This is a genomic window from Pseudomonas sp. AC252 (assembly GCF_979258105.1).
In genome coordinates this window covers 1581243-1604738 of sequence record NZ_OZ409837.1, presented here as the reverse complement: position 1 = coordinate 1604738, position 23496 = coordinate 1581243, and the positions used below count along the sequence as shown (strand labels likewise).

The 23496-nt window shown below is 60.4% G+C and carries 20 protein-coding genes and 2 pseudogenes; 15 read left to right on the top strand and 7 right to left on the bottom strand.

What is annotated here, in order from left to right; genetic code table 11:
• Nucleotides 1-21: 21 nt before the first annotated feature.
• The 6 genes from ACZZZ4_RS07485 (at nucleotide 22) to ACZZZ4_RS07460 (ending at nucleotide 6964) form a co-directional block, all read left to right on the top strand.
• Nucleotides 22-1386: an aspartate aminotransferase family protein gene (locus tag ACZZZ4_RS07485; protein WP_039757470.1), complete on the top strand. Its 1365-nt coding sequence runs from the start codon at nucleotides 22-24 to the stop codon at nucleotides 1384-1386.
• A 171-nt stretch (nucleotides 1387-1557) separates the two neighbouring features.
• Nucleotides 1558-2670 carry a polyamine ABC transporter substrate-binding protein gene (locus tag ACZZZ4_RS07480; protein ID WP_039757472.1) on the top strand — a complete coding sequence of 371 codons (1113 nt, stop codon included), beginning with the start codon at nucleotides 1558-1560 and terminating at the stop codon, nucleotides 2668-2670.
• Between the two features lie 186 nt (nucleotides 2671-2856).
• Nucleotides 2857-3954, top strand: a complete 1098-nt coding sequence (locus ACZZZ4_RS07475) for a polyamine ABC transporter substrate-binding protein (protein WP_038860901.1) — start codon at nucleotides 2857-2859, stop codon at nucleotides 3952-3954.
• A 63-nt stretch (nucleotides 3955-4017) separates the two neighbouring features.
• Nucleotides 4018-5160 carry an ABC transporter ATP-binding protein gene (locus ACZZZ4_RS07470; RefSeq protein ID WP_463547547.1) on the top strand — a complete coding sequence of 381 codons (1143 nt, stop codon included), beginning with the start codon at nucleotides 4018-4020 and terminating at the stop codon, nucleotides 5158-5160.
• A 35-nt stretch (nucleotides 5161-5195) separates the two neighbouring features.
• Nucleotides 5196-6077, top strand: coding sequence for an ABC transporter permease subunit (locus ACZZZ4_RS07465; protein WP_178083722.1), 882 nt, complete (start codon nucleotides 5196-5198; stop codon nucleotides 6075-6077).
• Nucleotides 6074-6964, top strand: a complete 891-nt coding sequence (locus ACZZZ4_RS07460) for an ABC transporter permease subunit (RefSeq protein WP_024014718.1) — start codon at nucleotides 6074-6076, stop codon at nucleotides 6962-6964. Before ACZZZ4_RS07465 ends, ACZZZ4_RS07460 begins: the two co-directional genes overlap by 4 nt.
• 172 nt (nucleotides 6965-7136) lie before the next feature.
• Here ACZZZ4_RS07460 and ACZZZ4_RS07455 read toward each other — a convergent pair whose 3' ends face one another.
• Nucleotides 7137-7778 (bottom strand): HD domain-containing protein, encoded by a 642-nt coding sequence (locus ACZZZ4_RS07455; protein ID WP_463547546.1) that lies wholly within the window; start codon nucleotides 7776-7778, stop codon nucleotides 7137-7139.
• 310 nt (nucleotides 7779-8088) lie between these two features.
• Here ACZZZ4_RS07455 and ACZZZ4_RS07450 point away from each other — a divergent pair, with 310 nt between their 5' ends.
• On the top strand, nucleotides 8089-9054 hold the full coding sequence (locus ACZZZ4_RS07450; RefSeq protein ID WP_463547545.1) for a GlxA family transcriptional regulator: 966 nt from the start codon (nucleotides 8089-8091) through the stop codon (nucleotides 9052-9054).
• Between the two features lie 114 nt (nucleotides 9055-9168).
• On the opposite strand, the gene ACZZZ4_RS07445 is transcribed toward ACZZZ4_RS07450, so the two are convergent.
• Complete coding sequence (locus ACZZZ4_RS07445; RefSeq protein WP_463547544.1) at nucleotides 9169-11580, bottom strand: penicillin acylase family protein; 2412 nt, start codon at nucleotides 11578-11580, stop codon at nucleotides 9169-9171.
• Nucleotides 11581-11682: 102 nt separating this feature from the next.
• Nucleotides 11683-12261, bottom strand: a complete 579-nt coding sequence (locus tag ACZZZ4_RS07440) for a DUF6436 domain-containing protein (protein WP_463547543.1) — start codon at nucleotides 12259-12261, stop codon at nucleotides 11683-11685.
• Nucleotides 12262-12359: 98 nt separating this feature from the next.
• Here ACZZZ4_RS07440 and bipL point away from each other — a divergent pair.
• Nucleotides 12360-13306 (top strand): annotated as a pseudogene (gene bipL, locus ACZZZ4_RS07435) (phospholipase BipL).
• A gap of 132 nt (nucleotides 13307-13438) precedes the next feature.
• Here the strand turns inward: bipL and ACZZZ4_RS07430 are convergent.
• Nucleotides 13439-14170, bottom strand: coding sequence for a DUF2059 domain-containing protein (locus ACZZZ4_RS07430; protein WP_024014712.1), 732 nt, complete (start codon nucleotides 14168-14170; stop codon nucleotides 13439-13441).
• 108 nt (nucleotides 14171-14278) lie between these two features.
• On the opposite strand from ACZZZ4_RS07430, the gene ACZZZ4_RS07425 reads away from it, so the two are divergent.
• Both ACZZZ4_RS07425 and ACZZZ4_RS07420 read left to right on the top strand, forming a co-directional pair.
• The gene (locus ACZZZ4_RS07425; RefSeq protein WP_463547542.1) at nucleotides 14279-14911 is read left to right on the top strand and encodes a 2OG-Fe(II) oxygenase; all 633 of its coding nucleotides are present in this window, start codon (nucleotides 14279-14281) and stop codon (nucleotides 14909-14911) included.
• Between the two features lie 2 nt (nucleotides 14912-14913).
• Nucleotides 14914-15399 carry a 2-thiouracil desulfurase family protein gene (locus tag ACZZZ4_RS07420; RefSeq protein WP_463547541.1) on the top strand — a complete coding sequence of 162 codons (486 nt, stop codon included), beginning with the start codon at nucleotides 14914-14916 and terminating at the stop codon, nucleotides 15397-15399.
• Nucleotides 15400-15502: 103 nt separating this feature from the next.
• On the opposite strand, the gene ACZZZ4_RS07415 is transcribed toward ACZZZ4_RS07420, so the two are convergent.
• Complete coding sequence (locus ACZZZ4_RS07415) at nucleotides 15503-16069, bottom strand: transporter substrate-binding domain-containing protein (RefSeq protein WP_463547540.1); 567 nt, start codon at nucleotides 16067-16069, stop codon at nucleotides 15503-15505.
• A gap of 135 nt (nucleotides 16070-16204) precedes the next feature.
• Here ACZZZ4_RS07415 and ACZZZ4_RS07410 point away from each other — a divergent pair, with 135 nt between their 5' ends.
• Nucleotides 16205-16630, top strand: coding sequence for a DUF4399 domain-containing protein (locus tag ACZZZ4_RS07410; RefSeq protein ID WP_039757489.1), 426 nt, complete (start codon nucleotides 16205-16207; stop codon nucleotides 16628-16630).
• Nucleotides 16631-16747: 117 nt separating this feature from the next.
• On the opposite strand, the gene serA is transcribed toward ACZZZ4_RS07410, so the two are convergent.
• Entirely contained in the window at nucleotides 16748-17977 is a 1230-nt protein-coding gene (serA, locus tag ACZZZ4_RS07405) for a phosphoglycerate dehydrogenase (protein ID WP_024014707.1), read from the bottom strand.
• A 205-nt stretch (nucleotides 17978-18182) separates the two neighbouring features.
• On the opposite strand from serA, the gene ACZZZ4_RS07400 reads away from it, so the two are divergent.
• The 4 genes and pseudogenes from ACZZZ4_RS07400 to ACZZZ4_RS07385 all read left to right on the top strand — a co-directional run bounded on the left by ACZZZ4_RS07400 (nucleotide 18183) and on the right by ACZZZ4_RS07385 (nucleotide 22539).
• Nucleotides 18183-19577 carry an FAD-binding oxidoreductase gene (locus tag ACZZZ4_RS07400; protein ID WP_041476861.1) on the top strand — a complete coding sequence of 465 codons (1395 nt, stop codon included), beginning with the start codon at nucleotides 18183-18185 and terminating at the stop codon, nucleotides 19575-19577.
• Nucleotides 19578-19618: 41 nt separating this feature from the next.
• Nucleotides 19619-20283 (top strand): annotated as a pseudogene (locus tag ACZZZ4_RS07395) (fumarylacetoacetate hydrolase family protein).
• A gap of 299 nt (nucleotides 20284-20582) precedes the next feature.
• On the top strand, nucleotides 20583-21506 hold the full coding sequence (locus ACZZZ4_RS07390; RefSeq protein WP_463547539.1) for an SdiA-regulated domain-containing protein: 924 nt from the start codon (nucleotides 20583-20585) through the stop codon (nucleotides 21504-21506).
• 115 nt (nucleotides 21507-21621) lie between these two features.
• The gene (locus tag ACZZZ4_RS07385; protein WP_463547538.1) at nucleotides 21622-22539 is read left to right on the top strand and encodes an SdiA-regulated domain-containing protein; all 918 of its coding nucleotides are present in this window, start codon (nucleotides 21622-21624) and stop codon (nucleotides 22537-22539) included.
• A gap of 141 nt (nucleotides 22540-22680) precedes the next feature.
• On the opposite strand, the gene rpiA is transcribed toward ACZZZ4_RS07385, so the two are convergent.
• The gene (gene rpiA, locus ACZZZ4_RS07380) at nucleotides 22681-23355 is read right to left on the bottom strand and encodes a ribose-5-phosphate isomerase RpiA (RefSeq protein WP_463547537.1); all 675 of its coding nucleotides are present in this window, start codon (nucleotides 23353-23355) and stop codon (nucleotides 22681-22683) included.
• Between the last annotated feature and the right edge of the window lie 141 nt (nucleotides 23356-23496).

Here is a 23496-nt window from a genome sequence, read left to right as displayed (position 1 = left end):
CCGATAACAAGGAGAATTGGCATGACCAGCAACAACCCGCAAACCCGTGAGTGGCAAGCGCTGAGCAGCGATCACCACCTGGCCCCGTTCAGTGATTTCAAGCAACTGAAAGAGAAGGGCCCGCGGATCATCACCAACGCCAAGGGCGTTTACCTGTGGGACAGCGAAGGCAACAAGATCCTCGACGGCATGGCCGGCCTGTGGTGCGTGGCGATCGGTTACGGTCGCGATGAGCTGGCTGATGCTGCTGCCAAACAGATGCGCGAGCTGCCGTACTACAACCTGTTCTTCCAGACCGCCCACCCGCCGGCACTGGAACTGGCCAAGTCGATTGCCGACGTGGCGCCGGAAGGCATGAACCACGTGTTCTTCACAGGCTCCGGCTCCGAAGGCAACGACACCATGCTGCGCATGGTTCGCCACTACTGGGCGATCAAGGGCCAGCCGAACAAGAAAGTCATCATCAGCCGCAAGAACGGTTATCACGGTTCGACCGTGGCCGGCGCAAGCCTTGGCGGCATGACGTATATGCACGAGCAGGGCGACCTGCCGATCCCGGGCATCGTCCACATCGCCCAGCCGTACTGGTTCGCCGAAGGCGGTGACATGTCGCCGGAAGAGTTCGGCATCTGGGCGGCCAATCAGCTCGAAGAAAAGATTCTCGAAGTCGGCGTCGACAACGTCGGGGCCTTTATTGCCGAGCCGATCCAGGGTGCCGGCGGCGTGATCATTCCGCCTGACACTTACTGGCCGCGCATCAAGGAAATCCTCGCCAAGTACGACATCCTTTTCGTTGCCGATGAAGTGATCTGCGGTTTCGGCCGTACCGGTGAGTGGTTCGGTAGCGATTTCTACGACCTCAAGCCGCACATGATGACCATCGCCAAGGGCCTGACCTCAGGCTACATCCCGATGGGCGGGCTGATCGTGCGTGACTCGGTGGTGGCCGTGCTCAATGAAGGCGGCGATTTCAACCACGGCTTCACTTACTCCGGCCACCCGGTGGCCGCAGCGGTGGGTCTGGAAAACATCCGCATCCTGCGCGACGAAAAAATTATCGAGAACGCCCACAACGAAACGGCACCGTATTTGCAGAAACGTCTGCGCGAGCTGAACGATCACCCGTTGGTGGGTGAAGTTCGCGGCGTCGGTCTGCTGGGGGCGATCGAGCTGGTGCAGGACAAGGCCACGCGCAAGCGTTACGAGGGCAAGGGCGTGGGCATGATCTGCCGGCAGTTCTGCTTCGACAACGGCCTGATCATGCGCGCGGTGGGTGACACCATGATCATTGCGCCGCCGCTGGTGATCAGCAAAGCCGAGATCGATGAGCTGGTTACAAAGGCACGCAAGTGTCTGGACCTGACCCTCGGTGTGCTGCAGGCCTAGGTGCTAGGCTTTGAGCGGGGGAGCTGCGGCGCACTCGCTCAAAGCTGTCAGAAAGGCTGGTCTTTTGTTGAAAGACCGCCTCGGATCTTGCCAGACTAGCCGCGGTTCCAGTTGTCCGGGTTCGGCCGCTGAACAAAGTGGTTCAAAAAAGAAAAATTTGGAGCATGACGCATGAAGGCATTAGGTAAAAAGCTAGCTGGCAAGACTCTGCTCGCGCTGTCCATGGCGGGCATGATGGCAGGTGCGGTGCACGCGGACGACAAAGTACTGCACGTTTACAACTGGTCCGACTACATCGCGCCGGACACCGTGGCCAACTTCGAAAAAGCCACCGGGATCAAAGTCGTCTACGACGTCTTCGACAGTAACGAAACCCTGGAAGCCAAGCTGCTGGCCGGCAAGTCCGGTTACGACATCGTGGTGCCTTCCAACAACTTCCTCGCCAAGCAGATCAAGGCCGGCGTTTACCAGGAGCTGGACAAGTCCAAGCTGCCGAACTGGAAAAACCTCGACGAAGACCTGCTCAAGGCCGTTGGCGATGCCAGCGACCAGGGCAACAAACACGCCTTCCCGTACATGTGGGGCTCGATCGGCATTGGCTACAACCCGGCCAAGGTCAAGGCTGCGCTGGGCATCGACAAGATCGATTCGTGGGACGTGGTGTTCAAGCCGGAAAACATCGAGAAACTCAAAAGCTGCGGCGTGAGCTTCCTCGATGCCCCGACCGAAATGATTCCGGCGGCATTGCACTATCTGGGCAAGCCGACCAACAGCAAGGACAAGGCTGATCTGAAAGCCGCCGAAGACCTGTTCCTGAAGATCCGTCCTTCGGTTGCCTACTTCCACTCGTCCAAGTACATCTCGGACCTGGCCAACGGCAACATCTGCGTCGCCGTCGGTTACTCGGGTGACCTGGAGCAGTCCAAGACCCGTGCTCAGGAAGCCGGTGACAAGGTCAAACTGGCCTACACCATTCCGAAAGAAGGCGCCGGTACTTTCTACGACATGGTCGCCATTCCCAAGGATGCCGAAAACGTCGAAGCCGCCTACAAGTTCATGAACTACCTGCTCGAGCCGCAAGTGATGGCCGGCATCACCAACGCCGTGCGTTTCCCGAACGGCAACAAGGCGGCGACGCCTCTGGTGGACAAGGACATCACCAGCGACCCGAGCATCTACCCTTCGGCTGAAGTGAAGAAGCAGCTCTATGCGATCAGCGATCTGGACGCCGCCACACTGCGCCTGATCACCCGTAGCTGGACCAAGATCAAATCGGGCAAATAAGCCGGTTTGTTGCCACAACCACTGGCCGTCGTCGCTGCGACGGCGGCCAGCGGATAATTAAATGACAGAAAGTTTTGCTGGATCGGTTTTTCGAGGGTAAGTTGCGCGCCGGTTTTGTTGTCGGGCAGCCATGGCTGTCATGCAGCGCGGGGCAACTTGGGCCCAATCCATTTAGAGGACCTCCACTTGCCTGTATTTTCTTCTTTGCGCAAAGCCCTACTGGCCGCTGCCGGCCTGACAATCGCTGTCGGAGCCCAGGCCGCCGGTACGGTGCATATTTATAACTGGTCCGATTACATCGGCGAATCGACCCTGGCCGACTTCGAAAAAGAGACCGGGATCAAACCGGTCTACGACGTTTTCGACTCCAACGAAACCCTGGAAGGCAAACTGCTCGCCGGGCGTACCGGTTACGATGTGGTCGTGCCGTCGAACCACTTCCTCGGCAAGCAGATCAAGGCGGGCGCGTTCCAGAAGCTCGACAAGGCGCAGCTGCCGAATTATTCCAACCTCGACCCGGTGCTGCTCAAGCGCCTGGAGCAGAACGATCCCGGCAACCTCTACGCCGTGCCGTATCTGTGGGGTACCAACGGCATCGGCTACAACGTCGACAAGGTCAAAGCCGTGCTCGGTATCGACAAGATCGATTCCTGGGCCGTGCTGTTCGAGCCGGAAAACATCAAGAAGCTGCACAGCTGCGGTGTCGCGTTCCTCGATTCGGCTGATGAAATGATGCCGACCATGCTCAATTATCTGGGCCTGAACGCCAACAGCACCAACACCAAGGACTACGAAAAGGCCACCGCCAAGCTGCTCGCGGTGCGTCCATACGTAACCTATTTCCATTCCTCGAAGTACATCGGCGATCTGGCCAACGGCGACATCTGCGTGGCCATCGGTTTCTCCGGCGATATCTTCCAGGCGAAGAACCGTGCCGAGGAAGCCAAGAAGGGCGTCAACATCGCCTATTCGATTCCGAAAGAGGGCGGCGCGCTGTGGTTCGACATGCTGGCGATCCCCAAGGATTCTTCCAACGTCAAAGAGGCCCACGCCTTCATCAACTATTTGCTGAAACCTGAGGTGATCGCCCAGGTCAGTGATTACGTCGGTTACGCCAACCCCAACCCGGGTTCGGACAAGCTGATGGAACAATCCATTCGCACCGATGAAGCGGTTTACCCACCGCAAGCAGTCCTCGACAAGACCTACGTGTCGACCGAGTTGCCAGCCAATATTCAGCGTTTGATGACCCGCAGCTGGACCAAGGTCAAGTCGGGCAAATAACGCACAAACTATCCAGGGTTCGTCTTGCGGGGCGAACTGCTGCTTCTGTTGGGAGTTTCGTAAATGGCAGTTGCCTCCGGCGCCTACAAGAAAGCCCTCGAGGGCGACCAGACACCGAAACAGGTGCTGGTCAAAATCGACCGGGTCACGAAGAAGTTCGACGAGACGATTGCCGTGGACGACGTGTCCCCGGAAATCAAGAAGGGCGAGATCTTTGCCCTGCTCGGCGGTTCGGGATCGGGCAAATCCACCTTGCTACGGATGCTTGCAGGCTTCGAACGGCCCACGGAAGGGCGGATTTTCCTCGACGGCGTCGACATCACCGACATGCCGCCGTACGACCGTCCGATCAACATGATGTTTCAGTCCTACGCACTGTTCCCGCACATGACCGTGGCGCAGAACATTGCCTTCGGCCTGCAGCAGGACAAGATTCCCAAGGCTGAAATCGACGCCCGCGTGGCCGAGATGCTCAAGCTGGTGCAGATGAGCCAGTACGCCAAGCGCAAGCCGCATCAACTGTCCGGCGGTCAGCGTCAGCGCGTGGCCCTGGCCCGCTCGCTGGCCAAGCGGCCGAAGCTGTTGCTGCTCGACGAACCGATGGGCGCACTGGACAAGAAGCTGCGTTCGCAGATGCAACTGGAACTGGTGGAAATCATCGAGCGCGTCGGCGTGACCTGCGTGATGGTGACTCACGATCAGGAAGAGGCCATGACCATGGCCGAGCGCATCGCGATCATGCACCTGGGCTGGATCGCCCAGATCGGCAGCCCGATCGACATCTACGAAACCCCGACCAGCCGTCTGGTCTGTGAATTCATCGGCAACGTCAACATTTTCGAAGGCGAAGTGATCGACGACGCCGAAGGCCACGCGACCATCACCTGCAAGGACCTCGACCGGCAGATCTACGTCGGCCACGGCATCAGCACCTCGGTGCAGGACAAGTCGGTCACCTACGCGATTCGCCCGGAAAAACTGCTGGTCACCGCCGACATGCCGACCTGCGAGTACAACTGGTCGAGCGGCAAGGTCCACGACATCGCTTATCTGGGCGGGCACTCGGTGTTCTACGTCGAATTGCCGAGCGGCAAACTGGTGCAGTCGTTCGTCGCCAACGCCGAACGTCGCGGCGCGCGTCCGACCTGGGGCGATCAGGTCTACGTGTGGTGGGAAGACGATAGCGGCGTGGTACTTCGCTCATGAACATGCGCAAATTCAAACGCCGTATAAACCGAATCATCCCCAATGGCCGGCAAATGGTCATCGGGGTGCCGTTCATCTGGCTGTTCCTGTTCTTCATGCTGCCGTTCTTCATCGTTCTGAAGATCAGCTTTGCCGAAGCCGACGTGGCGATCCCGCCGTACACCGAGATCTACACCTACGCCGAACAGAAGCTGCAACTGCTGCTGAACCTCGGCAACTACGCGATGCTCGGCGACGACGAGCTGTACATCGCCGCCTACCTCGGCTCGCTGAAAATGGCCTTTATCAGCACCGTGCTCTGCCTGCTGATCGGTTACCCGATGGCCTATGCCATCGCCAGCGCGCGCAAAGAGCTGCAAACGGTGCTGGTGCTGCTGATCATGATGCCGACCTGGACGGCGATCCTGATCCGCGTCTACGCGTGGATGGGCATTCTCAGCAACAACGGTCTGCTCAACGGTTTCCTGATGAGCATGGGCCTGATCGACGAGCCGCTGCAGATCCTCAACACCAACCTCGCCGTGTACATCGGCGTGGTCTATTCGTACCTGCCGTTCATGATCCTGCCGCTGTACGCCAACCTGGTGAAGCACGATCAAAGCTTGCTTGAAGCTGCTTCCGACCTCGGTTCGAGCACCTTCAACAGCTTCTGGAAAATCACCATTCCGCTGTCCAAGAACGGGATCATTGCCGGCTGCATGCTGGTGTTCATTCCGGTGGTGGGCGAGTTTGTGATTCCGGAACTGCTCGGTGGCCCGGAAACCCTGATGATCGGTAAGGTGCTGTGGCAAGAATTCTTCAACAACCGCGACTGGCCGGTGGCATCCGCGCTGGCGGTGGTGATGCTGGCGATCCTGATTGTGCCGATCATCCTGTTCAACCGCAGTCAGGCCAAGGAAATGGAGGGTAAAGAATGAAACGCTTCCGTTTCTCCAGCCTGATGCTGGTATTGGGTCTGCTGTTCATCTATCTGCCGATGCTGATCCTGGTGATCTACTCGTTCAACGCCTCGAAACTGGTAACGGTGTGGGGCGGCTGGTCGATCAAGTGGTACGTCGGCCTGCTCGACAACTCGCAACTGATGGGCTCGGTGTTGCGCTCGCTGGAAATCGCCTGCTACACGGCGGTTGCCGCGGTGGCGCTGGGTACGCTGGCGGCATTCGTGCTCACGCGTATCACCCACTTCAAGGGTCGCACGCTGTTCGGCGGCCTGGTGACTGCGCCCTTGGTGATGCCGGAAGTGATCACCGGTCTGTCGCTGTTGCTGCTGTTCGTGGCCATGGCGCAGATGATCGGCTGGCCGCAGGAACGCGGCATCGTCACCATCTGGATCGCCCACACCACGTTCTGCGCGGCGTATGTGGCAGTCGTGGTGTCGGCGCGCTTGCGTGAGCTGGACCTGTCGATCGAAGAGGCGGCGATGGACCTGGGTGCACGGCCGTGGAAGGTGTTCTTCCTGATCACCATCCCGATGATCGCACCGTCGCTGGCAGCGGGCGGGATGATGTCGTTCGCGCTGTCGCTGGATGACCTGGTGCTGGCGAGCTTCGTGTCCGGCCCGGGTTCGACGACCCTGCCGATGGAAGTGTTCTCGGCCGTGCGCCTGGGCGTGAAGCCGGAAATCAACGCCGTGGCCAGCCTGATTCTGCTGGCGGTGTCGCTGGTGACCTTCCTGGTGTGGTTCTTCAGCCGCCGTGCCGAAGAAGCCCGCAAGAAAGCCATCCAGCAAGCCATCGAAGAGAGCGCGGCTGATTCGTGGAAGCAACCGGACGCACGTCGCGCGCCTGCGCCACAGACCGTGTGAGCCGACGGGGTGGTCTCATTCCCGAGGCCAACCCAAATCAAAATGTGGGAGCGGGCTTTTGTGGTGAGGGGATTTATCCCCGATGGACTGCGCAGCAGGCCTTTTTTGGGGTCGCTTCGCAACCCAACGGGGATAAATCCCCTCGCCACAGGGCCCAGTTCCAAATCTGGTTTTAAGCAGTCCAGGGAGACTGCCGGATAACCTCGACGAAATTCATCGGTTTGAACCCCGGCTCCTGATCCACCAGCACATCAGTCTTCACATTGCCAAACGTAGTCTGCGGGCGATGACGCAAGCCATCGGCAAACGCGCAGATGATGCACTCCTTGAAACCTTCCCCGCGTGGATGCGCATGCACCACGGCTTCGCGCTGCACGCTGCTGAACGCCGCGTAATCCATGCCCAGCACGTCCATTTCCACCCCGGCTGTGACCAGCGCGACGGTCGGGCGCAGATGCTTGGGCACGCCCGGCGTGGTGTGCAATGCGATCGACAGCCAGACTTGCTCAATATCGTCGTCGCTCAGCCCGTACGGCTTGAGAAAGGCTGCGGCGGCGTTGGCGCCATCGACTTCGAAGCGCTCTTCATCGCTGCGATGGCCTGCGACCAGGCCGAGGTCGTGGAACATCGCACCGACGTACAGCAGCTCCGGGTTATAGGCCAGTTGCTGGCGCTCACCGCTCAATGCGCCGAACAAAAACACCCGGCGCGAATGGTGATAGAGCAGATCGGATTCAATGTCGCGGATGTATTCGGTGGTGGCCCGGGCGAGGGCGCTATCAGGGATCTTGATGCCGGCGATGGTGCTGGTCATAACGGTTTCCTCGTCGAAAACGCCGTCGTGGCGCTGCTGGAGAAAGTCTGTTCCCGGCGCGCATAGCGAACAATCGAGGCATGGCTGCGATCCTTGCCAATCCACCTGCAAATCGTGCCAGGCTCGCTTGTCGGGTGTGGATTGGCTAGGGTGACCCGGGCAACAAGCCAGGCACGGCCCATGTGGGAGCGAGCCTGCTCGCGAAGGCGGTGTGTCATTCGACAGCTATGTTGCGTGTGACGGCCTCTTCGCGAGCAGGCTCGCTCCCACAGGTTTGTGTGTTTGCCAAAGGATCGAGGACGTTTCAGTCATGAACAAATCCGTCGCCATTGTGGTGTTCCCCGGCGTGCAGTCACTGGACGTCAGCGGCCCCATGGACGTGTTCGCCGAAGCCAACCGCTTTCTTGCGCCGCAGGATCACTATCGGCTGGAAGTGATCGGCGTGGAGCATGGACCGATGACCTGTTCCAACGGAATGAGTCTGAACGCCCACTGCCATTTCAGCGAAGTAACGGATAGCCCCGACCTGTTGCTGGTCGCGGGTGGGCCGCAATTGCCGTTCATGGATTTTGGCCCCACGTTCGACGCCTGGTTGCGTGAAGCCTGTGGCCGCGCCCGGCGTTTCGGCTCGATCTGCAATGGCGCGTTCATGCTCGCCCGCGCCGGTTTGCTTGAGGAGCGCACCGTCACCACGCACTGGAACGATGCCGACGCGTTGGCGCAGTTGTGCCCGAGCACGCGGGTCGAGGCGGATCGCCTGTATGTCGAGGATGGCACGCTCTACACCTCGGCCGGGGTCACGGCGGGCATCGACCTTTCGCTGTACCTGCTGGCGCGCGACCACGGCGCTGAAGTGGCCCTCAGCGTGGCGAAACGGCTGGTGGTGTTCACCCAGCGCTCGGGCGGGCAATCGCAGTTCAGCCCGTTCCTCACGCCGCATGCCGAACCGACGTCAGCGGTGGCGCTGGTGCAGTTGTATGTGCTGGCCAATCTCACTGGCGATCTGACGATTGCCGACTTGGCCAATGCGGCGAACATGAGTGCGCGCAATTTCTCCCGGGTGTTCGCGCGGGAAGCCAAAGTGACCCCGGCGGAGTTCGTCGAACGGGCGCGGGTGGATGCGGCGCGGGTCATGCTGGAAAGCACCACGGCGCCGTTGAAGACTGTGGCGTATCAGTGCGGTTTTCGTGATGCGCAGCATATGCGCAGTGTGTTCAACCGCAGATTAGGCGTGACGCCGCAGCAGTTTCGGCTGAATTTTGCCGTGAAGCTTTGAGTTTCCGGTTGCTGCTGATGGCCTCTTCGCGAGCAAGCTCGCTCCCACATTTGGAATGCAAACTCCTGTGGGAGCGAGCTTGCTCGCGAAAGGGCCGGTGCAGATTGCATCAATCTATTGCGCAGCCCGCGCAGGCAACAGCTTCAACGTATTGCGCGTATTCGCCAGCACCTCTTCCTCGCTGAAATGCGCCTGAACATAAATCCCCTCCACATACGCCTCGGCCTGGTCGTCATAGTGACTGTCCAACGGTACGCCACTCTGGCCGACCGGGTTGATCGTCAAGCCATGCACCGGATCGGCAAAGTCCACCAGACGCCGGGTCGACGGCCCATAAGTCACCGGCCACGGCGCCGGGCCGATCTTCGCCGAGAGGTTGTTCGGCACTTCGTGGCTGCCCGGCGCTGCGAACGGGCCGACGTTGAACAGGCGATCCAGCGGCTTCTGCTGCCCCAGCGGATGGCCGTGAGTCAGGGTGTGCGCCGCGCCCCACTGCCAACCCGCCACGTTGGCGCCGAGGGTCAGTTTCAGATGCTGCATGCTTGCCAACCACGCCGTGCGCACGACATCGGCGCGGGTTTCTTTGGCTGGCGTGCTGCGATTGTCCCACCACGCTGAATCCGCCTTCGCCGCCAGGCGTGGCAAGGCGGAATCGATCACCCGCGTCGACAGCATCGTTTCGAAAAAGTCATTGCCCAACTCATCGCGCATCGCCGCGTCGGCAAGGTCGTAGAGGAACTGGTTGAACACCGTCGCGCTGACCGAATCCAGCGGATAGTCGCCGGGCCATTGCGCCAATTGGTCGACCAGTTTGCGTTGCGCCGGATCACTCACCACTTCACGCAACACCGGCAGCAGCGGCGCCAACAGGCGCGGGCCGTAACTGGTTGCCGTGCCCAGTTGCAGTTTCTGGTTGGCCTCGTTGCTCCACTTCACCCGGTTGTCGCTGAGTTGACGATCGAGCTGCTGGCCGCGATCGGCAAGGTTGTAGTAACCGGGAATCTCCATGCCGGTCGGCGACACGGGCTGGAAGTTGGCCGAGACGATATAGCCCCGCGCCGGGTTCTCTTCCTGCGGGTTGGCGCTGAACGGGTAGTAACCGTCCTTGTCCGCCTGATTGGTGCTGCCATCGAGAATGAATTCCGGTTTCACCCCGGCCGGCCGCTTGGGCAGCAGCGCCGACGCCCACCAGGCGATATCACCTTTGGCGTTGGCGTAAATCAGATTCAGCCCCGGTGCCTGGACCTTGGCCGCAGCCGCGCGGGCCTTGGCCAGGGTGTCGGCACGGTTGAGCTGGTAGAAGCCTTCAAGGATCGGGTTCGGCGTTTCCAGAAAGGCCCACCACATGGCGATCGGTGTTTTCCCGGCAGCAGTGCCCAGCGCATCGTTGACGATCGGCCCGTGCGGGGACTGGCGCAGGGTTATCGTCACCGGCGCCTGCCCCTTCACATTGATCTGCTGCTCGCTCACGAGCAGGTCGGTCCACTGGCCGCGATACCAGACCTGATTGGTATTGTCCGGGTTGACCTTCTCGGCGATCAGGTCGAGATCGTCGTTCTGGAACATGGTCAGGCTCCAGCCGAAATCGAGGTTGTGTCCCAGAAACGCGAACGGCACCAGCGCCTGATGATGGCCGTACAACTCGAAACCCGGCGCCGACAGCTGCGCCTCGTACCACACCGACGGCACCGAGAAACGGATATGCGGATCGCCGGCCAGCAATGGCTTGCCGCTCTGGCTGCGGTTGCCGGCAATCACCCAGGCGTTGCTGCCCTCGAACTGCGGCAGACCGTTGTCGAGCAGCGCGTGTTCGCTGAGGCGGGCGAGGGCGGTGAGGTCCTGCCAGTCGCCGGCGGCCAGGGCCGGCGCGTGCCGGGTGTGATCGGTAGCCAGAACGCCTTTGGCCTGCCAGTCCAGATCGAACACATTGAGATAATCGGCACCGAGCTGATCGCGCACGTAAGTCAGCAACGGCTCGGTGCGAAACGCGGCGGCAAAGCTGTAGGCCATGTAACCGGCGACGCTGATGCTGTCCTCGGCCGTGAACGGCCGCTTGGGGATGCCCAGCACGTCGAACTCGATCGGCGCGGCGTGGCTGTCCTGATATTGGTTGATGCCGTCCAGATAAGCTTGCAGGCCCTTCCACGCCGGCGACTGCCTGTCGAGGCTGGCGACGTAACTGGCCGCGCGCTCGCGGATGCGCAGGCTGCGAAACAGCTTATCGGTGTCGAGCAGCTTCGGCCCGAGCACTTCGGCCAGTTCACCGCGGGCGAGGCGGCGCATGGCTTCCATCTGGAACAACCGGTCCTGCGCGTGGACATATCCGAGGGCGCGATAGAGGTCGGTTTCGTTCTCGGCGCGGATATGCGGCACACCGCGCTCGTCGTAGCGCACGGTCACCGAGCCTTGCAGATTGCGCAGCTCGACCTGGCCCTGGCGCGTTGGCTGCTTGCTGTAGATATAGCCGCCAACGGCGCAGAGCAGGACAACGATGAGCAGGGCAACAACGGTGAACGCACGCTTCATGGTGACTCCTTGTGCAGGCGGGAGGGCCGCCCATCGGGCTGCAAACATTTAGCACAGAGCATCTGTGCGCTGCAGCGCTGTCCTTGAAAAGTCCGGAATGCCTTACTTCGCGTCCGCCGGCCACGGGCAATAACACCCCACCGCCAGCGTATGCGTGGCATTGACCGGGCGATCCTCGGTCAGGGCATGCAGGATCGGTTCGATAAAGCTGTTGCTCGAGTTGCAGGCCAGGCCTTCGCTGTAAGGGCCGAAGTATGCAAGTTTGCCGCTGCGATCCCAGATCGCCACGGCGGGACTGGCGGGTATTTGTTCGGAGCCGGGCAGGACGATGATGGTTTTCAGGCTGGCGAGGGTGGCGGGCAACTGGCCGTGGCTGCCAGGCTTTTGCACGGCGAAGAACTCCACGCCGCGAGGACCGAACTGTTCGACCATCTCGCTCAGGTGCTGTTGATTGCCGACGTTGCATGGGCAAGCCGGGTCCCAGAAGTGCACCAGGCGAATATTGCCTGGCCCGGCGAGGTTGTCCGGCAAGCGCAGCGGGTCACCGGAAAACATCGCGGTGTGCTCGCTGAATGCACGCAGATAGCGGCCCTGAAACCAGTCATACGCCGCCCACAGCACCCCGGCGCAGATCAGCGCGAGCAGGCTGGCGAACAGTGCGGTGCGGTACGGCGAACGCATGGATTTGCTTCCTCAGAGGCGAGCTAGCTTGCCATGTCTGTCTCTACAGATGAATATCGCAGGCCGATAAAGTCCGTTTACCGCTCTGGAATACCCGCATGCCTGATACTTTCGACCCCGATCATTTGCGCGCGAGCCTCAAGCCGTTGGCCGAGTGGCAGCCGTTATCGGATGAGGCGAAGGCTTATCAGCGCTTCTACAAGACCGACTTCGTCGAGCGCGATGTGTGGCGCGGCATGGGTCGTTTCGAAGTCGATGGCTACGAGCTGGTCAGCCATTGCTGGTGGCCGGAGAAGGTCAAGGCGACGCTGTTTCTGCTCCACGGTTATTACGATCACATCGGCCTGTACCGGCATGTGATCGAGTGGGCGCTGGATCAGGATTTCGCCGTGATCGCCTGCGACTTGCCGGGGCATGGTCTGTCGAGCGGGCCGCGGGCGAGCATTCGCGATTTCGCCGAATATCAGCACATGCTGCAGGCGCTGTTTGCCGAAGCTCATTCGATCACGCTGCCGCAGCCGTGGCATTTGTGTGGGCAGAGCACCGGTGGGGCGATTGTCGTCGATCATCTGCTTAATCATGGCGAGAACAGTCCGGCGCAGGGGCAAGTGATTCTGCTGGCGCCATTGGTGCGACCAAGGGCGTGGGGCTGGTCGCAGTTGAGTTATTACCTGCTGCGGCCGTTTGTACGCGGTGTGGCGCGACGCTTCAGCGAGAACTCCAACGATCCGGATTTCCTGCCGTTTCTGCAGGCCGATCCGTTACAGCCAAGGCGTCTGCCGACGAAATGGGTGGGCGCGCTGTCGCGCTGGATCATTCGCGTCGAGCACGCGAAAAAAGCCCGCGACGGCCGCTGATCATTCAGGGGCAGGCGGACATGACGGTCGATTGGCAGCACAATCTGCAGGTATTGAAATGGAAGTTCGACCGCCCGCAGATTCTGCTGTTGGCCGAGGCACGGCATCACCTGGCCAATGAGACGGCGGAGATGCGTGAGGAGTATTTCGAGTTCTTGAGCAAGCGGATCAGGGGCCGAAACCTTTAGCGCTTGTGAGGGCCTCTTCGCGAGCAGGCTCGCTCCCACAGGGGAGTTGGGCTGTTCACAAATTTTGTGTCCGCTGGAGACCCAATGTGGGAGCGAGCCTGCTCGCGATAGCGGTGTAAGAGACGACGAAGATCACTGGCCGACCGCCAACCCCGCCCGAATCGCCGCCAGCGCCGCCTGGTAATAAGCCTTGCCCTCGGTCGACTCGGCAAACGTCGCAAACTCTTCCAGCTCTTCATCCGACAAATCGCGATAAACGTAGAGCAGCGTATTGTTCAGATCCGCGCCGATCTGATCCATCAGCCGCTGGCGCTGACCGTTCAACATACCCTGCGCCTGACCGCCACCGAGCAAACCCGGGATCATCGAACTCAAACTGTCCGCCGCCACACCGGCAATCGCCAGACTGACCTCGGCGCCAGCCTCACGGGCCGGCAGTGCCTGAGCGAGATGGCCGATGATCAGCAAACGACTGTCGCTCGCCTGCATCTTTGGCAGGCCCTGGGCATTTTTTGCCAGTTGATCGCGACGAGTCGCCAGCAATTCGGCGGCGACGATTTTCTTGCCCAGCGGCGACTGGAAGAAGGTCAGCGCCGGTTTCGGGTCGGCGAGTTTCTGCCGCAGTTGCGCTTCGGCGCGTTGATCCATGGCCTGTGCGGCGAAGCGCTGGTTGCTGTTGTTGACCAGCGCCTGAAATACCGCAGGCGGCAGGCTGTTCTGATAGCGCTGCTGGGCGGCGCTCAGGGCATCGTTGAAATGCGCGCGTTGTTCTGGCCAGCCGGCGACCTTGTACAACTGATCGTGGCCGTCCGCCCAGGCGGGCAATACGCAGAACATCAACAGTGAAAAAAGCAAACGGCGCATAGGGACTCCTGTCAGCAGCGGACTATTGTCCGTGCGGTGCCGGTACTTGTCGAGAATTCGTAGCAAGCCGCTGCGTGGCTCTGTCGGATTTGTTGCCGTCGGCATACTATGCGCGCCATGCCGATATCCTCTGAACACCCGCTGCTGTTACGCATTGTCGACGACCTGGCCGAACACGGCTGGTCGCAGCAGAACATCTTCCTGCCCGCCGGTCTGACCCGGGCGCTGGCGGCCGAGTGCCGTAAACGTGAAGCCGAGGGTGAGCTGGCGCCGGCGGCGGTCGGGCGCGGGCCGTTTTCGGAGATTCGCGAGGGTATTCGTGGCGATCACATTCAGTGGATTGACCCGGGCCAGGCCGAGGCCACTGATCGCTATCTGAGCCTGATGGACAGTCTGCGCGAGGCACTCAATCGCGGTTTGTTTCTTGGGCTTGAGGATTTCGAATGCCATTTCGCCCTGTACCCGCCCGGCGCGTTCTACCTCAAGCACGTCGACCGCTTTCGCGATGACGACCGGCGCATGGTGTCGGCGGTGATCTATCTCAATGACGCATGGCTGCCGGAGGACGGTGGCCAGTTGCGCATGTATCTGGGTGATGAGCGCGTGCATGACGTACAGCCTACCGGCGGCTGCCTGGTGGTGTTTCTCTCCGGCGAAGTACCCCACGAAGTATTGCCGGCCCATCGCGAGCGGCTGTCGTTGACCGGCTGGTTTCGTCGCCGTGGCAACGAGCCGTTCTGAACATGGAAAAAATCCTGGTCAGCCGCTGCCTGTTGGGCCATCGCGTGCGTTATGACGGTGGCGCGAGCGGGCCGTTTGATCTACTTGAGCAATGGATCGAAGAAGGACGCGTGGTGCCGTTGTGTCCGGAAGTGGCCGGTGGTTTGCCGACGCCGAGAGCGGCGGCGGAGATTCCCGGCGGGCAGGGCGGTGAGGTGCTCGATGGCACTGCTGCTGTGATCACTACCGATGGCGAGGATGTCAGTGCGCAGTTTCTCGAGGGTGCGCGGCAAGCGCTGGAACTGGTGCAAAAGCACGGCATTCGCGTGGCGGTGCTCAAGGCCAACAGTCCTTCGTGCGGGAATCTGCTGACGTATGACGGTACGTTCAGCGGGACCAAGGTCAATGGCGAAGGGGTGACGGCGGCGTTGCTCAAGCGTCATGGGGTTCGGGTTTTCAGTGAGCTTGAACTACGGCAAGCCGCGCAAGCCCTGACCCGACTCGATTAAAAGCTTCATCGCAAATCCAGCTGTAGGAGCTGACGAGTGAAACGAGGCTGCGATCTTTTGATCTTCAAAATCAACATCAAAAGATCGCAGCCTGCGGCAGCTCCTACGGTTCGGTGAGCCACTTCTGCGACAACGCCGCCAATCGCCCATCCGCCTTGATCCTCTCCAGCGCACTCTTGAGGCTGGCCTGAAACGCCGGGTTGCCCTTCTGGAAAGGAATCGCCAGCTCGACCGGCGCTGCCGCTTTCGGCTTCTCTTCGGTCAACGCCTGCACCAGCACCATCGGCCGCGGCGTCTCGTCCTTCTTCGCCAACAACTGCCCATCAACCTCGCCGTAAGGCTCGCTGAAGTCGAAACGATCCTTGAGTTCGGGTGTCAGTGCTATGTGGTTGAGCGCGACGTCGTACTTGCCGCTTTCAACGCCCTGGAGCAGTTCGCCCTCGTCGGTGACGATGAAGTCGGCGCGCACATCCAGCTCCTGGGCCAGAAGTTGCCCAAGCTCGACCTCGAACCCCGTGAGGGTGTCGCCTTCCTTGTAATTGAAGGGCGGTGTATTAGCCTCAAGGGCTATGCGCAGCTCGCCACGGTCGTTGACGTCATCAATCAGTTCGGCGTGAACCAGCGGGCTCAGAAGGGGTAGCAGGCAGAACAGGCCAGGCAGCAAGCGCATGGTCACTCCTTTGAAATCATTATCGCGACGCTCTGATTCAGGCTCGCTTTGCTATGGTTGTCGAGTGCCTTCGACAACGAATGGTCATGAAGTTGTCATGACCGTGCGGATTTTACGGAAAAACTGGAGAAGAAAATGAAAAGCTTTATGTCACGTGCAGCGTTGGCCGGTGTGCTGATGGGTGTTTCGGTGCTGGCCAGTGCGGCGACACCGGCGCCGAAGGATGCTGAAGTGTTCATCGTTTCTCCCGAGGATGGGGCTACCGTCTCGCAGGAATTCAAGGTCAAGTTCGGCGTCAAGAACATCGCGCTGGCCCCGGCGGGTGACACCACCAAGAACACCGGCCACCATCACCTGCTGATCGACGTCGACGACCTGCCGGCCGAAGGCGCGCCGATCCCGACTGACGCCCACCACATGCATTTCGGCAAGGCGCAGACCGAAGCCACGATCAAACTGGCCCCGGGCAAGCACACCTTGCAACTGATCCTCGGCGACAGCGGCCACATGCCGTTCGACCCATCGATCGTTTCGGAAAAAATCACGGTTAACGTGAAATAAAAAAGGGAGCCCTGCGGGGCTCCCTTTTTCATTCAGCTTCGAGTGGCTAGCTGCAAGCGGCAAGTAACGGCAAAGCGCTTTCACTTGCCGCTTGTAGCTTGCGGCTTGTAGCTGCTTTTAGAAAAGCACCCGACTACGGATAGTACCGTTGACGTGTTGCAGCTTCTCTTGCGCCAGCTCGGAATATTCGGCGTCGACGTCGATCACCACATAGCCGACTTTCTCGTTGGTCTGCAGGAATTGACCGGAAATGTTGATGCCGTTTTCGGCGAAGACCTTGTTGATCTCGCTCATCACACCCGGGATGTTCTCGTGGATGTGCAGCAGGCGGTGCTTGCCGGGGTGAGCCGGCAGGGCCACTTCCGGGAAGTTGACCGACGACACCGAAGTACCGTTGTCGCTGTACTTGACCAGTTTTTCCGCCACTTCCAGACCGATGTTGGCTTGCGCTTCGGCGGTCGAGCCACCGATGTGCGGGGTCAGGATCACGTTGTCGAGGCCACGCAACGGGCTTTCGAACTCTTCGTCGTTGGAGCGTGGTTCCACCGGGAACACGTCGATGGCTGCGCCGATCAGGTGCTTGTCCTTGATCGCATCCGCCAGGGCGTCGAGCTCGACCACGGTGCCGCGCGCGGCGTTGATCAGGATGCCGCCCTTCTTGATGGCGCGGATTTCCTTCTCGCCGATCATCCACTGAGTGGCGGCGGTTTCCGGTACGTGCAGGGTGACGATGTCGGACATGCCCAGCAGCTCGTGCAGGTTGTTGACCTGCGTAGCGTTGCCCAGCGGCAGCTTGGTCACGGTGTCATAGAAGAACACTTGCATGCCCAAGCCTTCAGCCAGCACCGACAGCTGCGTGCCGATCGAGCCGTAGCCGACGATGCCCAGCTTCTTGCCACGGATCTCGAACGAGTTGGCGGCGGATTTGATCCAGCCGCCACGGTGGCAGGATGCATTCTTCTCAGGGATGCCGCGCAGCAGCAGGATCGCTTCGGCCAGTACCAGCTCGGCTACGGAACGGGTGTTGGAGTACGGCGCGTTGAACACGGCGATACCGCGCTCGCGGGCCGCACTGAGGTCAACCTGGTTGGTGCCGATGCAGAAACAGCCGACCGCGACCAGTTTCTTCGCGTGATCGAAGATCTCTTCGGTCAGTTGCGTGCGCGAGCGAATGCCGATGAAGTGAGCGTCAGCGATCTTCTCCTTGAGCTGGGCTTCCGGCAAGGAACCAGTCAGGTATTCGATGCTGGTGTAGCCCGCCGCCTTGAGGACGTCGACAGCCGATTGGTGGACGCCTTCGAGAAGAAGGAACTTGATCTTGCTCTTATCGAGAGAAGTCTTGCTCATCTGCGTAAACCTGTATCCCGGAGAAAAATGGCAGGGAGGGAGCAGCCTGGAGCTGACCCGCACGGCAACAAAGCCGTCACCGCGGATCTGGCCTTGGGCACTGTCCTGCGGGGTCGGTATGCTAGCATAGCCACCCCGCTAAACACTCATTCCTGCGACGTGAAGCGTTCTCAGGATGACCATGAATTGTTCGAGAGTTCTGTCGATGACCAATCCTGCGCTGATTGATGAACTGAAGACCCTGGTTGAGCCTGGCAAAGTCCTCACCGACGCCGACTCCCTGAACACTTACGGCAAGGATTGGACCAAGCATTTCGCCCCGGCGCCGAGCGCCATCGTGTTTCCCAAGACCATCGAGCAAGTGCAGGCCGTGGTGCGTTGGGCCAACACCCACAAGGTCGCACTGGTGCCGTCCGGCGGGCGCACCGGGCTGTCCGCCGCAGCAGTGGCGGCCAATGGCGAAGTGGTGGTTTCGTTCGATTACATGAACCAGATTCTCGACGTCAACCTCACCGACCGCACCGCCGTGTGCCAGCCGGGTGTGGTCACCGAGCATCTGCAGAACGTCGCCGAAGAAAACGGCCTGTACTATCCGGTCGACTTCGCCTCGGCGGGTTCCAGCCAGATTGGCGGCAATATCGGCACCAATGCCGGCGGGATCAAAGTGATTCGCTACGGCATGACCCGCAACTGGGTGGCCGGCATGAAAGTCGTCACCGGCAAGGGCGACGTGCTCGAGCTGAACAAGGACCTGATCAAGAACGCTACCGGTTACGACCTGCGTCAGCTATTCATCGGCGCCGAAGGCACCCTCGGTTTCGTCGTCGAAGCGACCATGCGCCTCGATCGCGCGCCGAAAAACCTCACGGCGATGGTCCTCGGCACCGCCGATTTCGATTCGATCATGCCGGTGCTGCACGCCTTCCAGGGCAAGCTCGACCTGACCGCTTTCGAATTCTTCTCCGACAAGGCCCTGGCCAAGGTCATGGGCCGCGGCGACGTGCCGGCTCCATTTGAAACCGAGTGCCCGTTCTACGCCCTGCTCGAATTCGAAGCGACCACTGAAGAAGTGGCCAACAGCGCGCTGGAAACCTTCGAACACTGCGTCGAGCAGGGCTGGGTGCTGGACGGCGTGATGAGTCAGAGCGAAACCCAGCTGCACAACTTGTGGAAGCTGCGCGAGTACATCTCTGAAACCATTTCCCACTGGACGCCTTACAAGAACGACATCTCGGTGACCGTCTCGAAAGTGCCGGCGTTCCTGCGCGAGATCGACGCGATCGTTGGCGAGCACTACCCGGATTTCGAAATCGTCTGGTTCGGCCACATCGGCGACGGCAATCTGCACCTGAACATCCTCAAGCCCGAAAACCTGAGCAAGGACGAGTTCTTCGCCAAGTGCGCCACCGTCAACAAGTGGGTGTTCGAAACCGTCGAGAAATACAACGGTTCGATTTCGGCCGAGCACGGCGTCGGTATGACCAAGCGCGACTACCTGACTTACAGCCGCTCGCCGGCCGAGATCGAGTACATGAAAGCGGTCAAGGCAGTGTTCGACCCGAACGGCATCATGAACCCGGGCAAGATTTTCCCGGTTTGATCGGTAATCTCTGTTGAATCAATGAAGGCAGGAGTCGGTAAATGAGCTATCAGCACCAGTACGTCGACGGCACGCGCATCCACTTTCCGATCGGGAAAGTCGTGTGCATTGGCCGCAATTACGCCGAGCACGCCAAGGAACTGGACAACCCGGTGCCGACCGAGCCGCTGCTGTTCATCAAGCCGGGCAGTTGCGTGGTGCCGCTGGAAGGCGGTTTCAGCATTCCGACCGAGCGCGGTTCGGTGCACTACGAAGCGGAAATCGCTGTATTGATCGGCAAGCCGTTGTCGACCAAGCCGAGCCGTGAAGAAGTCCTCGATGCGATCTCCGGCTTCGCCCCGGCGCTGGACCTGACCCTGCGCGACAAGCAGGCCGAGCTGAAAGCCAAGGGCCTGCCATGGGAAATCGCCAAGTCGTTCGATGGCGCGGCGGTGATCGCCCCCTTCGTGGTCGGCAGCACCTTCGCTGACCTGACCGACATCGGCATCCGCCTGACCATCAACGGCGAAGTGCGTCAGGACGGCAACAGCAGCGCGATGCTCAACCCGATCGTGCCGATGATCCAGCACATGGCCGGCTGCTTCTCGCTGCAGGCCGGTGACGTGATCCTCACCGGTACGCCAGTGGGCGTCGGCCCGCTGAACGTCGGCGATGAGATCGTCCTCGAACTGCCGGGGCGAGCAGCTTCAGCAGCAGCGTGCGCTAACCGCAGAACCCCTTTAGGGGGTGAGCTTTGTGGTGAGGGGATTTATCCCCGGTGGCGCGCGAAGCGGGCCCCTCTTGATCTTAAAGAGGGGCCTGCTGCGCAGTCCAACGGGGATGAATCCCCTCGCCACAAGGGCCATTCCATATCTGTAATGTGTTGCTGCTGGCAAAATGCACACGGCGATCCCGCCATTTCCCGTTTTTTTCACATCCTCTCTGGATAATTTCCGCGATTCTGGCGTCTCAGCCGGCCTCTTTGTGCTATTACCCTTGGCCTGAATTAACGGAACGCATCCCTCGATGGCACCTCCAACTCAGCAGAAACCCTCCCTCCGATCCCGCTTCGTCCTGCGCTGGTATGTCTGGCTGTTGCTGGTCATCGCGGCAACCTATGGGCTGGCGTTCGCGATGCACTGGGATGATCGCGGCGTGCTTTGGGTGCTGGAGCGCTTCGAGAGCAAGGCCGAGCAGAAGGAGAGTGTGTGGCTGCCCGATTATCAGGTGGTGATTGATGCCAAGCCGCTGCCGGGCATGGAAAAAGACGAAGCTTCCGACCTGGCTTACAACCCGCAGACCAAAACCCTGTTTTCGGTGATGGGCAAAAATCCGTTCCTCGCTGAGCTGACACTGCAGGGCGATGTCCTGCGCAAGATGCCGCTGGTGGGCTGGAGCAATCCGGAAGGCCTGACGGTCATGGAAAACGGCCTGCTGGCGATCGTTGATGAACGTCAGCACACACTGTCGATCGTCAAGGTCGACGCCGGTACACGCGAGCTGAACATGGCCGACTTTCCGAAGTACGACCTCGGGCCGTCGAAAGACCAGAACAAAGCCTTTGAAGCCATCACCTGGGATCCGCGTAATCGACAGCTGGTGTTGGGGGAAGAACGCCCGCCAGCGCTGTTCACCTGGAAGAGCGACGGCAGCCAGACACTGACCGGCGAAAAGCAGAAACTGGCCAGCGACGAGCTCGACATTCGTAACCTCTCGGCGCTGGCGGTCGATCCGCGCACCGGCCATCTGCTGGTGCTGTCAGCCGATTCGCACCTTCTACTGGAACTGGACGAGAGCGGCGAGCAGGTCAGCTTCATGACCCTGCTCGGCAATTTCAACGGTTTGAAAGACACCATTCCCCGCGCCGAAGGGGTGACGATGGACGAGGACGGCACGCTGTACATGGTCAGCGAACCGAACCTGTTCTACCGCTTCGAAAAACACCGGTAATTTTCCCTACGGCAATCGCGGAATTGTGCGGTTGTAGTGGCAGGCAAGTGGCCATTAAGCTTCAGTTCAGACAGGCGTGATATTTCATCGGCCTGTTTTGAATCCGAGCCCCCCAATGCGTCGACTTGCCCGTCCCAAACCGCTGATTCTTGTCCTGTTGATGATTGCCCTGATCGCGTTGGTCGCGATCGGCCAATACCTGCGCCTGTTCGAGCGCGCCTGGTTCAACCTGCACACGTTGTGGCAGCCGTTGAGCAGCGAGGCGATTGGCCTGGATCAATATCGGGTGACCATCGAAGCGCGGCCGATCGACGGGCTCGACGATGACGTTTCGGCGCTGACCTACGATCCGGTGCGCAAAAGCCTGTTCACCGTGACCAACAAGAATTCCGAACTGATCGAACTGTCGCTGGAAGGCAAGATCCTGCGGCGCATTGCCCTGGTCGGGTTCGGCGATCCGGAAGCGGTCGAGTACATCAGTGCCGACACTTACGTGATCACCGACGAGCGCCAGCAACGCCTGATCAAGATCCACCTTGAAGCCGACACCACTTTCCTCGATGCCGAAGACGCCGAGCAGATGACCCTCGGTGTGCACATGGCCAGCAACAAGGGTTTCGAGGGGCTGGCTTACGATTCGGTGGGCAAGCGGCTGTTCGTGGCGAAAGAACGCGACCCGATGCTGATTTACGAAGTCCACGGTTTCCCGCATTTCAAACCCGACAAGACCTACGCCGTGCACGTGATCAACAACCCCAAGCGCGATGCCGGGATGTTCGTGCGTGATCTGTCGAGTCTGCAGTACGACGAACGCAGCGGGCACTTGCTGGCACTGTCGGACGAGTCGCGTTTGATTATCGAGCTGGATGTCGACGGCCGTCCGTTGAGCACCATGTCGATCAGCGGTGGGCGCCAGGGGTTACAGAAAACCGTGCCGCAGGCCGAGGGAATTGCGATGGATGATGACGGCACGTTGTACCTGGTGAGCGAGCCGAATCTGTTTTACGTCTTCAAAAAGCCCACGCAAAACTGACCAACACCACAAAACACTGTGGGAGCGAGCCTGCTCGCGAATGCGGTTGGCCAGTCAATAAAGATGTTGGCTGAACCGGCGCATTCGCGAGCAGGCTCGCTCCCACTGGTTTATTTGTCTGCCCATGATTCGGGCAGTCTGTTACTCAGCCTTCAGGGTTTTCACGCCTTCGCTGGTGCCCAGCAACAACAGATCCGCCGGGCGCGCGGCGAACAGGCCGTTGGTGACCACGCCGACGATGGCATTGATCTGCGCTTCCAGCTCCACCGGGTTGGTGATCTGCAGGTTGAACACGTCGAGGATGATGTTGCCGTTGTCGGTCAGCACGCCTTCGCGGTACACCGGGTCGCCGCCCAGCTTTACCAGTTGGCGGGCCACGTGGCTGCGGGCCATCGGGATCACTTCCACCGGCAGCGGGAATTCACCGAGCACCGGCACCAGTTTGCTGGCGTCGGCAATGCAGATGAAGGTCTTGGCCACGGCGGCGACAATCTTCTCGCGGGTCAGGGCCGCGCCGCCGCCCTTGACCAGGTTCAGGTGCGCGTCGCTCTCATCGGCGCCGTCGACGTAGAACTCCAGATCGCTGACGGTGTTCAGCTCATACACCGGAATCCCGTGGCCCTTGAGGCGCGCGGCGGTGGCTTCGGAACTGGCGACCGCGCCATCGAACGCGCCCTTGTGCTGGGCCAGGGCATCAATGAAGCAGTTGGCGGTGGAGCCGGTGCCGACGCCGACGATGCTCTTGTCGTCGAGTTTCGGCAGGATGAAGTCGACGGCGGCCTGGGCCACGGCCTGTTTGAGTTGATCCTGGGTCATGCGGGCTCCGAAGCGGGCAAGGGGTGGGCAGAAAGGCCGGCATTATAGGCCTCGCGGTGGTACGGGGGAAACAAGCTGTGGTGAGGGGATTTATCCCGTTCGGCGACGCAGTCGTCGTAAAACCCAGGAACGCGGTGTGAC